Below are 13554 nucleotides of genomic sequence, written 5' to 3' on the forward strand. Positions count from 1 at the left end.
AGTAGCGCCAGTTTGCAAAGGCACCTATTGAATGCGCAGTTGCGTTTTAATCTGCAACACGCCACCTTTATCCAGCAAACAGCAACTCTGCGCGGCCGCGATGCTGCGACCATGTTTTTTGAGAGGAAAAACCCCATGGCGACACAGTACAAAAACCTCATCAATGGTGAGATGATCGAAACGGGCAATTGGCTCGACGTGGTCAATCCGGCCACCGAAGAAGTCATCGGCCAGGTGCCCGCTTGCGGGGCGGGTGAGCTGGATAAAGCGGTGGCCGCAGCGCGCGCCGCGTTTGAAAGCTGGAAGAAAACTCCGATCGAAGAGCGCCGCAAGGCAATGATGGCGATCTCTAAAGCGATATCGGACAACACCGAAGAATTGTACCGCCTGCTGACCGCAGAACAGGGCAAACCGCATGCTCAGGCCAAAGGCGAAATCATGGGCGCGGCCTATATGATGGCGACGCAATCAGAACTCGACCTTGATGATGAAATGAACAAGGATGACGACAAGGAATCCATCCGCACCCGCCGCGTGCCCGTTGGCGTTGTGGGCGGGATTGTGCCGTGGAATTTCCCTGTTTCCATGGCGGTGCAAAAAATCGGCCCTGCAATTCTTTCGGGCTGCACGATCATTTTGAAACCTTCGCCTTTCACCCCGCTCACAACTCTGCGCATTGCCGAACTGATCGCGGATGCGGCGCCTGCCGGCGTTGTGAATATCATCACGGGCGAAGACAGCCTTGGCCCGCTGATCACCGCGCATCCCGATATCGACAAGATCACATTCACCGGCTCCACCGCGACCGGCAAAAAGATCATGGAAGGCGCATCGGCTGATCTCAAACGCATCACGCTGGAATTGGGCGGCAATGATGCCAGCATCGTAATGCCCGATGCTGATCCGAAAAAGGTGGCCGAACAATTGTTCTGGTCCAGCTTCACCAATGCAGGCCAGATCTGCATCGCGGCAAAACGGGTCTATATCCACGAAGATATCTATGACGAATTGAGCCAGGCCATTGCCGATTACGCGAAAAACGTGACCGTTGGCGATGGCAGTGAACAAGGTACCGGCGTTGGCCCGATCCAGAACAAGAAACAATATGACCGCGTTCTGGAACTGATCGAGGATGCCAAGGACAAGGGATATAAATTCCTCACCGGCGGCGACACCGATCCATCGGGCACCGGCTATTTCGTGCCGCTCACCATTCTCGATAACCCGCCCGAAGACGCGCGGATCGTAGCCGAAGAACAGTTTGGCCCTGTCATGCCGCTCATGAAATTCTCAAGCGAGGATGAAGTGATCAGCCGCGCTAACAATTCCGAATATGGTCTGGCAGGCGCTGTTTGGTCAGCGGATGAGGACAAGGCGGTGGAAATCGCCGAGAAACTGGAAACGGGCACCGTGTGGGTCAACCAATTCCTCAAACTCACCCCGCACACGCCCTTTGCCGGGCACAAGCAATCCGGGTTTGGCGCGGAATATGGCAAAGAAGGCCTACTGGAATTTACCTATCCTCAAGTGATTATGGTGAATAAACAAAACGTTCCGGCGTAAACCGGATCCTATTGTTTGCATGAGGGCACTATGAGTAAGCACGATTATACCCCATCGCGGCGCGAATTTGTCGCGATGGCCACTTTGTTTGGCGGGATGAGCATTGCAGCCCCCGCCAGCGCGCAGAGTTTTGGCAATATCATGAAATCGGTAGAGAAAGTCGCCAAGGCGGCGAGCTATTCCGATGCCGAAATGAAAGTGTTCTTCGACCAGATGAGCGAGGACATGGATAACAAAAACCCGGTTGCTGGCATGGACAATCCTTATGGCCAGCGCATGGCGGCGTTGTCGCAGGGGCTGGAAAGCTATGACGGGCTGAACCTTGATATCAAAGCCTATCTGGTGCGCGATGTGAATGCCTTTGCAATGGCCAACGGGACCATTCGCGTGTTCGCAGGGTTGATGGATGAATTTACCGATGACGAGGTCCGCTATGTCATCGGCCACGAAATCGGCCATGTGAAACGCGAACACACCAAGAAACGCATGCAAGGCGCGTTGCAGCGCGATGCTGCGCTGTCCGTCGCGCAAACCGCTGATGATCGCGCGCGGCAATTGTCCAACACCGAGCTTGGCAAATTCTTTGGCGATGTGATCAGCGCGCAGCACAGCCAAAAGCACGAAAAACAAGCCGATGATTACGCTTTCGAATTTATGCAGGCCAACAGCTATGACGCGAATGCCTGCGTGACGGCGCTTGAAAAACTGCAAGCCATGGGCGGTCCCAGCGGCGGGCTGGCATGGACCAAAACGCATCCCAGCCCGAAAGCGCGCGCAAAGCGGATGCGCAAAAAGCTCAGCTAAATCGCGGTGGGGGATGCCGCCGCCGATGACCTGTTAGAAGGCCTGGCACGTGTATGCGCGCGTGCTGGCCTGTCTGCCCCCACCGGCCTTGCGCGCTTGACCGGCGGCGCGACAATGGAAAGCTGGCGGTTTGAAAGCGGCGGCAGCGCGTTTGTGCTGCGCCGCGCGCCGTCGGCGGATTTCATGAAAGATCGCCCGTTCGGCCACGATACCGAAGCTGCGGTCATTCGCGCCGCAAAGGCCGCCGGGGTTTCAGCGCCTGTTGTGGTGGCAGAATTGGAGCCGGGCGACGGCATCGGCTCGGGCTTTGTGATGGAGGCGCTGCCCGGCACGCCCAATCCCAAACAGATCCTCGAAACAGATGAGCCAGACCGGCTCATCGCTGAATGCGCGGCCAACCTTGCCAGCATTCACTCGATCAAACCGGGTGATGTGCCCGGTTCAGTGCCCGAATTGAACACGCGCGATGCCATCGCCGATTTTCGCAAGCAATTTGACGAAGCAGGCGGCGACCGCCCGATCATCGCGCTGGGGATCAAATGGCTGGAAGACAATTGCCCGCCGCAGGCCGATGACCCTGTGCTGATCCATGGCGATTACCGGATGGGCAATCTGCTGGTAGAAGATGGCTGGCTCACTGGCGTGCTCGATTGGGAGCTGGCGCATTTTGGCGATTACCACGAGGACTTGGCGTTCGGCTGCATGGCCGTGTGGCGCTTCCACCGATATGACAGGCCTGCTTTGGGGCTGTCCAATCTGGAAACCTATTTCGAAGCCTATGAGGCAAATGGCGGACGCAAAGTTGACCGCAAGCGCTTCCGCTATTGGCTGATCCACCGCACCGTTTGGTGGGCGCTCGGCTGCCTCAAAATGGCAGCGATTTGGCGCAGCGGTGAGGATCGAATGCTGGAGCGCGTGGTGATCTCGCGGCGGACAAGCGAGCAGGAATTGGACTTGCTGATGCTGTTGGAGGAGGAATGGCCAGAGCACGACCGAGCCGATCCGGTGATCGACTATCCGTGTGAAGAGACATTCGAAGAAGGCGAAGCGGTTGGTTGGGAAGTTCTAGATACGGTGACAGAATGGCTTTCAACATTGAAGGACAAATTGAGTGGTCACGACCGGTTCCAGCTCGCCGTTGCAAGAAATGCGTTGGGCATAGCGAAGAGAGAATTGCTCGATGGTGGTTGGGATCTTCACTTTGACGACAAGCTCTCGCGCTGCCTCTTGAGCGGTGAGTTCGAGATCACCGATGTCGATCTTGCCACTCTGCGTCGACGCGTTCTCGACAAAGTGAGGATAGACTCCCTAAGTATCCCGCGCTCAAAGTGGCGGAAGAGAATTGGCCGCTTGTTGGCTGGAACGGCAATCAAAGATTGAGAGAAGAATAATGGACTTCGCAATTCCCGCCGATCTTCAGGCCTATTTGCAAGAACTCGACGCGTTTATCGAGGCCGAGATCAAGCCGCTTGAGCAGCAAGATGACAATATCCGCTTCTTCGATCACCGCCGCGAACATGCGCGCACCGATTGGGACAAGGGCGGCCTCCCGCGTGAGGAATGGGAGGCGCTGCTGCGCGAAGCCACCGCGCGCGCTGACAAGGCGGGGCATTGGCGGTTTTCCGCACCGGGGCGCTATGGCGGCAAGGATGGCTCAAACCTTTGGATGGCGGTGATCCGCGAGCATTTTGCGAGGAAAGGTCTGGGCCTCCACAATGATCTGCAAAACGAACACTCCATCGTCGGCAATTTCCCCTTCGTCGCCATGTTCGATCAATGGGGCACCGAGGCGCAGAAACAGGAATTCATCACCGGCGGGTTCGAACGCACCCGCCGCGTTGCCTTTGGCCTTACTGAACCCGATCACGGTTCGGACGCGACCCATATGGAAACCACCGCCGTCCGGCAGGAGCGCGATGGCGAGGACGGCTGGCTGATCAATGGCGAGAAGATGTGGATCACCGGCATGCACACCGCCACTCATTGCGCCATGTTTGCGCGCACGGCAGGTGAGGCGGGGCAGGCGAGCGGCATCACCTGTTTCCTTGTCCCCAACCCCACACCCGGCATCGAGATTGAGGAATGGATGTGGACGTTCAACATGCCCACCGATCACCCGCGCCTGTCTGTCAAAGACGTGTGGGTGCCCGATGAAGCTGTGCTGGGCGTAGAAGGCCGCGGCCTCGCGCTGGCGCAAAGCTTCGTCCACCAAAACCGCATCCGCCAGGCCGCCTCCAGCTGCGGGGCGGCGCTGTTCTGCATCGATGAAAGCGTCAAATACGCGCGCAAACGGAAACCCTTTGGCGAAGCGCTCTCCAAGAACCAGGCGATCCAGTTCCCGCTGGTGGAACTCGCCACACAGGCAGAAATGCTGCGCCTGCTCATCTTCAAAACCGCATGGGAGATGGACAATATGCCGCACGAAGAGATCGAACGCACGATCAGCGACAAAGTCTCCATGTGCAATTACTGGGCAAACCGGTTGTGCTGCGAAGCCGCCGACCGCGCGATGCAGGTGCATGGCGGCATCGGCTATTCACGCCACACGCCGTTCGAACACATCTACCGCCATCACCGCCGTTACCGGATCACCGAAGGCAGCGAAGAAATTCAAATGCGCAAAGTGGGCGCCTATCTGTTCGGGTATTTGGGGCCGAAGCGGGGGATGTACGGCTAATCCCCCTCCAGCAGCCCGCGCAAATCCTTCAGCGCTTTGGCGCGCAATTGGTGCACGCGCGGTACGCTCACTTCCAGCACGGCCGCGATTTCTGTGAGGTTCAGCTCTTCGACAAAGAACAATTGCAGCACCAGTTTGGCGCGGTCGGGCAGTTTGGTCATGGCCGCGATCAGACGGTCGCGATCCTCTTCGCCTGACAGAATGTCGAACGGGTCAGGCTCCTGCGCGGCAAAGGCAGAACTGGTTTCATCATATTCGTCCGAGATTGACGAGACAGAGACGTTGGAATTTTCAATCTCGAGCAATTCCGCATCCGAGATTTGCATGGCCTTTGCCACTTCATGGCGGGTGGCATCGCGGCCCAATTGCCCGCGCAAAATCGCCGCTGTCCGTTCAAACGCGGCGCGTTTTTTGCGCGCGGTGCGGGTGTCGTTCATCAACTTGCGGATCTGGTCCAGCATCGCTCCGCGCACGCGCAATTTGGCATAGGCTGCAAAGCCATCTTCGACAGCGCCGGTGTGTTTCTGCGCGCATTCGGTCAGCGCAAGAATGCCCGCCTGGATCAGATCTTCAATCTCCAGCCCTTCGCGGCCAGAGCCATAGATATGCCAAGCCGAACGCCTGACCAGCGGCAGAAACTGGCGCACGCGCGCTTCGACTTCGGCGCGCGAGGTGGATGCATAGGGCGACGCCTGAGCAAAGCTTTTGGGATCGTGCTTCATGCCGCGATCGCCGGATTGGTGGGTGCCCCACCTGAGTTTTCAGAACCGCCCGCGTTTTCGGAACCAGGCGTGCCGCCGATCAGGCCGATCACTTCGACAGGCTGGGTCGCGGGCAATTCATTGATTGACAGCACCATGCAGCGCGGTGCGCGGGTCTGCAAAAGCTGGGCGATGGCGCGGCGCGCGGGCGGCTGAACGATCAGCGCAATCGGCCCGCCAGCCTCTACTGTGTAGTCAGAAGCGCTTGACGCGATAAGGCTTGCCAGATCAGGTTCGATCATGGGTTGGCCCGTGGCAGGATCAGGCATTCCGCCCAGCACGGCAGCTTCCAGCCCTGCATCCAGAGTGATGACTTTGAGCTTTTCAGACGGGGTGCAAATCCGCCCCACCAGACGCGCGCCCAGATCCACGCGCACCGCATCAACCAGCGCATTGAAATCCTGCGTCGATTGCAGTGCAATGGCAAGCGAAGTGAACACGGGCTGGGGATGCGAAAGGCCGATCCCATCAGCGATCAGCGCGCGGAAAATGCGCGTGACAGCGGCAAGCGAAAGGGGTTCAGGATGGACCGCTTCCACCAGAGCAGGCGCGCGTTCTTTCAAATCATCAAGCAGCGCGCGCACTTCTTCGGGGCCAAGCAATTGGTCGCACATCCCCATCAAAGCCTGATTGGCATGAGTGGCGATCACAGTGCTGGGATCGACGGTTAAAAACCCTTCGGCAATGGCGTGATCGCGCGTGCCGGGATCAATCCACACAGCAGGGCAATCAAAGCTGGGATCGCGGGTTTCTTCGCCCACTACGCCCAGCTGCGCATAGGGGCCGGGGCGCACATCGCCTGTATCAATGGCGAGCAATTTGGCAGGCTTGGCAGCGCCGCTGGCAATGGTGACCCCGCCCAGCACGACGGCATAATCATTGGGGCCAAAATCAAGCGAATCGCGAATGCGGAATTGGGGCAGGACAAAGCCCATTTCGCGCGACAATTGCTTGCGAATGCCAGTGATCCTGGTGAGCAATGGCGCGCCTTTGGCCTCGTCCACCAGATGCACAAGGCCATAGCCAAGCTCTATTGTAACCATGGTCGCATCGCTGACATCGGCGATGTCGATGCGGTCCGTGGGGGTTTCTTCGGCGGTGATGGGTTCGGGTTCTGGCTGACCCGTGCGCGATTTGAGCGCCCACCAGATCCCGCCCGCAATCGCGGCAGCGGGCAGGAATACGGTTTGCGGCATTGCAGGCACAACGCCAATGGCGAGCAGAATGACTGCCACCGGCAACCAGCCGCGCGGATCGGAAAACTGTCCGCCAATCTGTCCAGTCAGATCGCGCGTATCCGATACCCGGGTGACAATCGCCGCAGCCGCAATCGAAAGCAGCAAAGCGGGCACCTGCGCCACCAAAGCATCGCCAACCGCCAGCGTGATGTACAATTCGCCCGCTTCGGCTGGCGATAGGCCGTGGCTAATCATGCCAAGCGCAAGCCCCGCGATCACATTTACAGCCAGGATCAGCAAGGCGGCAATCGCATCGCCTTTGACGAATTTCGATGCGCCATCCATCGATCCATAAAAATCCGCCTCCACCGTGGTTTCGCGGCGGCGTTCGCGGGCTTCTTCGGCGGTGATCAGGCCAGCGGCGATATCGGCGTCAATCGCCATCTGTTTGCCGGGCAAAGCATCGAGCACGAACCTTGCAGACACTTCGGACACGCGCCCTGCGCCTTTGGTGATGACGATCATATTGATGATGAGCAGGATGGTGAAAACGAACAGCCCGACAGCAAAATTTCCAGCAACAAGAAACTGGCCAAACGCCTCGATCACATTGCCCGCTGCCGCGCCGCCTTCGTGGCCGTTCACCAGCACGATCCGGGTGGAGGCGACATTAAGCGCGAGCCGCAGCAGGGTTGCGAACAGCAAAACGCTGGGGAAGGAGGAGAAATCAAGAGGGGTGCGCGCATTCAGCGCCACCATCAACACCGCGACGGCTATCGCGATGTTGAGCACGAAAAACATGTCGAGCAAAAGCGGCGGGATCGGCAGCACCATCAGCACGAACAGCGCAAAGATGCCAACCGGCAGTGCCATGGCCGCAGGGGCTGCGCGCAGGCGCTCCATCAGTGGGCTTTGGGGCAAGGCGGCGGGGCCGCTTACATTACCGCTCACATTACCGTTCACAGGCCGAACGCCCGGAATTGTTTATAGGCGCGCTCAATTTTGGCCGCGCTTTGATCAGCCCCGCCGTCTCCTGTGCCTCCGCTTGTGCCTGCGCCAAATGTATCGCGCAGAACATTCGAAATGGGCAGGCGAGAGGCAGAGCCAGCCGGGGACTGTGATGGAACAGGGGGCGCTGATAGCGGTGCGGACAGCGAACGGCGGCCGCGCATTTTGATTGCCGCAGCATTGACAGGCGCCGATGCTGCGCCGTTTACTATGGAGTACGGGGTCGGTGCAGTGATCGCGGTGGCCGCCTTCAACCCCCGGCCTGCATCCCCTCAGCCTGAATTACAGCGCGCTCCATCTTGCTATCGAGGACATTCATCACGCCTGCCAGACTGCGCGGGTGTCCGCCGCGTTTGTAAAAGATCGCGCGATTGGCAGCGGCTGGCCGGGCAAATAGGCTCGCCGCGCTTTGATCGGGATTGTCAGCCATGGCCGACAGAAACCGCCCCGCGCCGCCCGCGCCCAGAAAATGCGCCAGATACAATTCGCCATGATCAGGCTGCCGGCCAAGGATCGGGGTCAGATGCGCGCGATTGTCCTCCGCCAGGCCGGCCGCCATGAACGCAGCGGTTTGCGGATCGGACCGCATGGCGAGGATCGCGGCGCGCTGCGCGGGGTCTGCGACCTGCGCTCGTCCGCGCGCATCGCTGCTGATCTGGCTCGCGACATCGCCAAGGCTAAAACGGCCCCCGTGGCGCTGCATGGTTTCCAGCCATGTGCTTTCGATAAATTGGTAAAGCCCCATCGCGCTGGATGTGCGGGCGCGGGCATGGGGGTCCATTGAGGATTCCACTTGTGCCTGCGCGACCAGAAAGTCGAAATCGACACTGGTGCGCCGGGCGGCATCGGCGATGGCGCTTTTGACTGACGGTGCGGGGCCTGCGGACGCGGCTGGGCCTGCCAGCACCGGCTGGGCCGTGACCCGGCGCGCCTGTGGGTTGGCCTGTGGGTTGGCCCGCGGATCTGTATCCAACCGGATCTGCGGCAAAGACGGCAGATAAAACGGCGATGGCTGTGTCATAAATGGCAAGGCCCTGTTGCTTGGCGTGCTTGGGTTTCCCCCAGCAGAGCAATTGGCGTGCCAGTTATGGTTAAGGTGTATTACGTAGGGCGTGCCCCCGTGCCGGTATACCGGCGTGTTGCGGGGCGTTGGGGGCGCGGGGAGAGGGCGCGCTTATCCCAACGCCGTTTGCGCGGTGTAAGCGCTGCGCGGGGTTCCGCCCAAAGCTTCGATCCGCGCAGACACATTCGCTGCCAGCAGATTGCGCACCCGGCGATTGACATCGTTGAGCTGCCGCGCAGTCTCTGCCAGTTCACGCGCCTCTGTGTGAAGCGGGGCGGCTGAGAATGGCTGGAGCGCATCGCACAATGCCTCTTTCGCATGCGCGGCCTCAAACAGATCATCGGCATCCAGCCCGGCAAGCGCCTGCCGCTCGCGTTCCAGTACGGCAACCATTTGCCGCAAATTTGCCGTAAGGGCAGCGTTATCTTGAGAAGCGGGAAAGCTCATGGGTTCGGGCTCAGTTTGCGATGGTGGGGCTGATGCGTGCGGCAATTATCGCATCGGCGATTTTTGCAGGCACCAATGGATAGCTGCCATCGCGCAGAGCATCGCGGATCTCGGCCACGCGGTCGCTGTCAAAGGGCGGCTTTGCAACGTCTATGCCGGCGCCAATTTCCAGCGCCACACCCGGCTCGCCTGCGCTTTGCGAGGCGGCCTTTGAGGCGGTTTGGGCAGAGGCATTAAGCTGTGTCTGGTCGCTTTCGGACAGCGCGCGCGCGGGAGTGGCCGCTTGCAATTTGCTCAGTTCGAAAGAAGGCATTTCGGGTCTCCAATTGGCCGTCTCAACTACAGAACGGCATAGGTGCGGATTGTTTAAGGGGCAGAAAGTTCAAGCCCGTCAGCTTGCCGGAATGGTCGCGATACCGGGCCGTTCAATACGTGCGCGCACCGGATCGGCCTGGCGCGCGGTGCGGATCGTGATCCAGTCGCCGATTGTGCCCGCTTCCAAAGCTTCGCCGGTTTGCTGGACGGAAAATCCTCGGCCCTTGATCACTACGGTAACTGGATCGCCGCGTTTGACAGTCTGAGCAGCTTTGGCGGGCTTGGGCAGCGGGCGGGTCGCGATAAAGATGCGCCAGCCTTTAGGGCCAGCGCATTCGACCCGCACAGTGCTGCGATTGGTGCCGTGCCATGCGGTCTGCAAAGGGGTTGGACATGCGGCCAGTTGCAAGCGGTGATCGGCCGGCAAACGCGCGCCCCCAATCTCACCGATTTGTGCGCCGGTAAACTGCGCGACAGCGGCATCAATGGCGCGCGGTTCAGTGCGATCTGGCGGCGCGGCACAAACGGGCTGCGATGCCAAGCATAGCGTTGCTGCAACAGGCACCATGAAACATTTTTTGAAACCAAAGTTAACTAACAATTCCACCGCTTTATCCCTATTGTTAATGCATGGTTTTCAGCCAGAGCATTTTCGATTAAACAGTGGGACAGCAGCAAGCCTCGTGCCAAGCTGCGCGATTCGAAAAATGTGGGCCGCAACTAGGTGGAATCCGTTACCGCGCTTAGAGTAGTACTTTAAGTGTCGGATGCTTATGGGATTTTTTCCCAGTTCAGACGCAGGGTTTTTGCAATGCCTTCATATTACGGCCTCGATCAGGAGGACGACAAATTCAGCCCTTCCAAGGGCACAATCCTTGATGAACAGGGCCGGGTAAAAGACACCGGCACCGCCCCGCGCGTGCGTGAAGCGCGTCAGGATCTGTTAGCGCGGATCAGCCAATTTTCGATGCGCCATGATCTTGAGATCAATTCGATGAATCTCGCCGCGATCTGCGGCGCGCTTTCGGGGTCCAATGCCGATCTGGCAGAAACATTTGCCACGCGCGAAATTTCAGGTGAACCGATCGATCAGCGCTGGCTGGATGAGGTTATCCGGCAAGACCCTGAAGTCACCAGCCGCATTGGCGAGCTTGAAAAGCTGATGGACCAGCTTGAATACACTTTGATCCGCTTTGCTCAGACCGCTAAATCGGCGCAGAATGATACGGGCGATTACCGGGCATCGATTGATGCCGAAATCCGATCCATGACAGATATGCATCTGCCTGAGGAAGGCCCGCGCGAAATATCGCGGGTGGTGGACCTGTCGCGGTCTGTGATTGAACGCATCGAACAGGTCGAGGCAGCCATGGCTAAAAGCCGCAGCGAAACCGATCAATTGCGCGAAAATCTGGCAAAAGCGCGGATGGAAGCGGATATCGACCACTTGACGCATCTGCCCAATCGCCGCGCATTCGAACGCCGGCTGGTCACCGCGACCGAACGCGCACAATCGCGCGATGAGCCTTTGTGTGTAGGGTTTTGCGATGTCGATAACTTCAAGCTTATCAATGATCGCCATGGCCATGATGCAGGCGACAGAGTGCTGTGCGCGATTGCCGATATCCTGAGCGACAACGCCGATGATCAATGCTTTGTCGCGCGCCATGGGGGCGAGGAATTTGTGCTCTTGTTTTACGGTCTCGATAAAGAAGCTGCGCATCTCAAACTCGACCGGATCCGGCGTGCGCAGGCGGCCAAATTGCTGATGAACCGCGAAACCGGGCGGCCGTTTGGTAAGGTTACCTTTTCCGGCGGTATTGCTCAGGTGGAAAAAGGCACGGACACCCGCGCCGCGCTCGCGAGAGCGGATGCGGCCTTGTACGAAGCGAAAGAAGCCGGGCGCAATCGCGTCATCTCTGTGTAAGCGGATCGTCTTGTAGGCGGTGGGGGCCGCCTTATCGCTGCTGCAATTGCGGGGGCGTGTCAAAAGCGATGCTGGCATAGATATCATCGCGCGAACCCGGTGCGATCACCACTTTGGGGCTGAAGCCAGCGCGCCGCGCATCATCCGCCATGGCCCGCGCGCGCTGCCATATCTGCGCCTGCGAACCCTCAGCAAAATTTGCATATATCGTCACTTGCGCGCGCGGATCATTGGGTTGATCGGCCAGCCAAACGCCGAATGCGTCCACATCGGGTGAAGGTCGGTAAAGCGCTTGCACCGGCGCTGTCACCGCCTGACCGGTGGATGACTGGCCGGGCAAGGCATTTTCAATCGCAGCGCTGCGCTCGCTCGTCCCCGCAAGCGCGGCCAGCGTCACCAGAAACAGAATGAGCGCAAGGTCGGCCAGGATCAGCTGCCAGCTTGCGGTAAGGCGGTGGTTCATGCAGCGTCTCGGCCAGTGGGGCGATCCTGAAAGGGCGCACCCGCGGGTGTTTTCGCCGCCATGCGCGCGCCGCCTGCCAGGCTGATGCTGAGCCATTCGAGTAGTTCATCGCGCTGCTCCTCTTCGCGCGTGGCTTTGCGCTCAATCGCGCGGGCAATCGGCAGGCAGATGAGATGGGCAAGCAGCATGCCATACAGCGTCGAGAGCACAGCGGTGCCAATCGCGGCCATGGCGCTTTCAACCGGGCCTTCGCCGCCCAGGGGGCCAAGCTGGCTGATCGCAAACAAAGTGCCCACCAGACCAAAAACGGGCGCAAGTTCGCCGGCATATTCGAACGTACGCACCGCGCGGTCGGATACGCATGTGCGGCGCGCTTTTTCAGATCGGCGCGTATCGTGCAGCGCGTCAAGCGAGCCCGCGCGGGCAAAGGCGATCAGCACTTTGGCTAGCGAGCGATCCGGCGGCAGGGGTATATCGGTGCACATCGGGCCGCGCCGCTTTATCTCAGCGAGAGCGGGGGCAAGCGCCATGCGGTTTTCATCGGCCGCAAAATCGGGCGTGCCAATCCGTGTGAAGGTGCGCAGCGCAAGCGTCAGATCGCGCCACCCGCAGCGCGCTAAAGTCGCCAAAGCGGTGCCGGCAAGCACAATGACAAGCGCGCCAGGATCAATCATCCCCGGCCAATCATACCCCATTTGTGCGTCCTTTGATTGCGGTTCATGCTTCAAGTTGAGAACGGCACGAGGCGGGGAAATTTAAGGCCGCGCACCTGCTGCCCGCATCCCGGCCAAACGCTCTAAGGGCAGCTTTTTGCCAAAGGCGGCAGCGCTTTGCCGCTTTGGCCCTTTGCGCGGGCGCTGTGTTGGCCCGCTGCACCGCTATGCGCCGGTCAAAGGCCATGTTTGGCACACTTTCTGCAATCTGGTCCGCACACATTGATCCGCACACTTTGAATCGCACAGGCGCAAACCCGCTGCGTGATAATCGAAAAAGGCCGCCGCAAATGAACCAGAACATCTTTGGCATTCATGCTGACGCACTGACATTGAGATCGCAGCGTATGGGAGTGCTTGCCTCTAACATCGCGAATGCGGCGACGCCCGGATACAAGGCGCGCGATATCGACTTTACCAAAGCGCTGGATGCGCGCTTATCGGGTGATCGCACGGCCAGCGCGGATGCGCACATGGTCTATAAAGTGCCCACCATGCCATCCATGGATGGCAATACGGTGGAGCTGTCGCGCGAACAGATCGCCTTTGCTGAAAACGCGGTCGCTTACAGCGCAACGCTCGCTTTTGTAAAAGGCAAAGCGGCGGTGATGACGCGCGCTTTGAAAGGGGAATAG

The 13554-nt window shown here is 59.3% G+C and carries 14 protein-coding genes; 6 read left to right on the plus strand and 8 right to left on the minus strand.

What is annotated here, in order from left to right; translation table 11 throughout:
* Nucleotides 1-135: 135 nt before the first annotated feature.
* Genes AC0V6W_RS09960 through AC0V6W_RS09975 form a run of 4 tightly spaced genes read left to right on the plus strand, consistent with a single transcriptional unit; the run spans nt 136 to nt 5044 of the window.
* Entirely contained in the window at nt 136-1563 is a 1428-nt protein-coding gene (locus tag AC0V6W_RS09960) for an aldehyde dehydrogenase family protein (protein ID WP_486149573.1), read from the plus strand.
* 30 nt (nt 1564-1593) lie between these two features.
* Nucleotides 1594-2367: a M48 family metalloprotease gene (locus AC0V6W_RS09965; protein ID WP_486149575.1), complete on the plus strand. Its 774-nt coding sequence runs from the start codon at nt 1594-1596 to the stop codon at nt 2365-2367.
* Between the two features lie 6 nt (nt 2368-2373).
* The gene (locus AC0V6W_RS09970) at nt 2374-3747 is read left to right on the plus strand and encodes a phosphotransferase (protein WP_486149577.1); all 1374 of its coding nucleotides are present in this window, start codon (nt 2374-2376) and stop codon (nt 3745-3747) included.
* Nucleotides 3748-3757: 10 nt separating this feature from the next.
* A complete protein-coding gene (locus AC0V6W_RS09975; protein ID WP_486149579.1) occupies nt 3758-5044 on the plus strand; it encodes an acyl-CoA dehydrogenase family protein in 1287 nt (428 codons plus the stop codon).
* On the opposite strand, the gene AC0V6W_RS09980 is transcribed toward AC0V6W_RS09975, so the two are convergent.
* The 6 genes from AC0V6W_RS09980 to AC0V6W_RS10005 form a co-directional block, all read right to left on the minus strand.
* The gene (locus AC0V6W_RS09980; protein ID WP_486149581.1) at nt 5041-5766 is read right to left on the minus strand and encodes a sigma-70 family RNA polymerase sigma factor; all 726 of its coding nucleotides are present in this window, start codon (nt 5764-5766) and stop codon (nt 5041-5043) included. The genes AC0V6W_RS09975 and AC0V6W_RS09980 overlap by 4 nt on opposite strands.
* Nucleotides 5763-7886 carry a flagellar biosynthesis protein FlhA gene (locus AC0V6W_RS09985; protein ID WP_486151554.1) on the minus strand — a complete coding sequence of 708 codons (2124 nt, stop codon included), beginning with the start codon at nt 7884-7886 and terminating at the stop codon, nt 5763-5765. The genes AC0V6W_RS09980 and AC0V6W_RS09985 overlap by 4 nt, the downstream gene beginning before the upstream one ends.
* A 355-nt stretch (nt 7887-8241) precedes the next feature.
* Nucleotides 8242-9012 carry a transglycosylase SLT domain-containing protein gene (locus AC0V6W_RS09990; RefSeq protein ID WP_486149583.1) on the minus strand — a complete coding sequence of 257 codons (771 nt, stop codon included), beginning with the start codon at nt 9010-9012 and terminating at the stop codon, nt 8242-8244.
* Nucleotides 9013-9165: 153 nt separating this feature from the next.
* Nucleotides 9166-9447, minus strand: a complete 282-nt coding sequence (locus AC0V6W_RS09995; protein WP_486149585.1) for a flagellar protein FlgN — start codon at nt 9445-9447, stop codon at nt 9166-9168.
* A gap of 64 nt (nt 9448-9511) precedes the next feature.
* The gene (locus AC0V6W_RS10000; RefSeq protein WP_486149587.1) at nt 9512-9814 is read right to left on the minus strand and encodes a flagellar biosynthesis anti-sigma factor FlgM; all 303 of its coding nucleotides are present in this window, start codon (nt 9812-9814) and stop codon (nt 9512-9514) included.
* A gap of 78 nt (nt 9815-9892) precedes the next feature.
* Nucleotides 9893-10357, minus strand: coding sequence for a flagella basal body P-ring formation protein FlgA (locus tag AC0V6W_RS10005; RefSeq protein WP_486149589.1), 465 nt, complete (start codon nt 10355-10357; stop codon nt 9893-9895).
* 270 nt (nt 10358-10627) lie between these two features.
* Here AC0V6W_RS10005 and AC0V6W_RS10010 point away from each other — a divergent pair, with 270 nt between their 5' ends.
* Nucleotides 10628-11743 (plus strand): GGDEF domain-containing protein, encoded by a 1116-nt coding sequence (locus tag AC0V6W_RS10010; protein ID WP_486149591.1) that lies wholly within the window; start codon nt 10628-10630, stop codon nt 11741-11743.
* 31 nt (nt 11744-11774) lie between these two features.
* On the opposite strand, the gene AC0V6W_RS10015 is transcribed toward AC0V6W_RS10010, so the two are convergent.
* Together AC0V6W_RS10015 and AC0V6W_RS10020 are read right to left on the minus strand one after the other, a co-directional pair.
* Nucleotides 11775-12206 carry a hypothetical protein gene (locus tag AC0V6W_RS10015; RefSeq protein WP_486149593.1) on the minus strand — a complete coding sequence of 144 codons (432 nt, stop codon included), beginning with the start codon at nt 12204-12206 and terminating at the stop codon, nt 11775-11777.
* Nucleotides 12203-12901: a MotA/TolQ/ExbB proton channel family protein gene (locus AC0V6W_RS10020; protein ID WP_486149595.1), complete on the minus strand. Its 699-nt coding sequence runs from the start codon at nt 12899-12901 to the stop codon at nt 12203-12205. Before AC0V6W_RS10020 ends, AC0V6W_RS10015 begins: the two co-directional genes overlap by 4 nt.
* Before the next feature lie 308 nt (nt 12902-13209).
* Between AC0V6W_RS10020 and flgB the strand changes: the two genes are divergently transcribed.
* Nucleotides 13210-13554, plus strand: coding sequence for a flagellar basal body rod protein FlgB (gene flgB / locus AC0V6W_RS10025; RefSeq protein ID WP_486149597.1), 345 nt, complete (start codon nt 13210-13212; stop codon nt 13552-13554).

Source organism: Erythrobacter sp. JB1-7, from assembly GCF_057365015.1.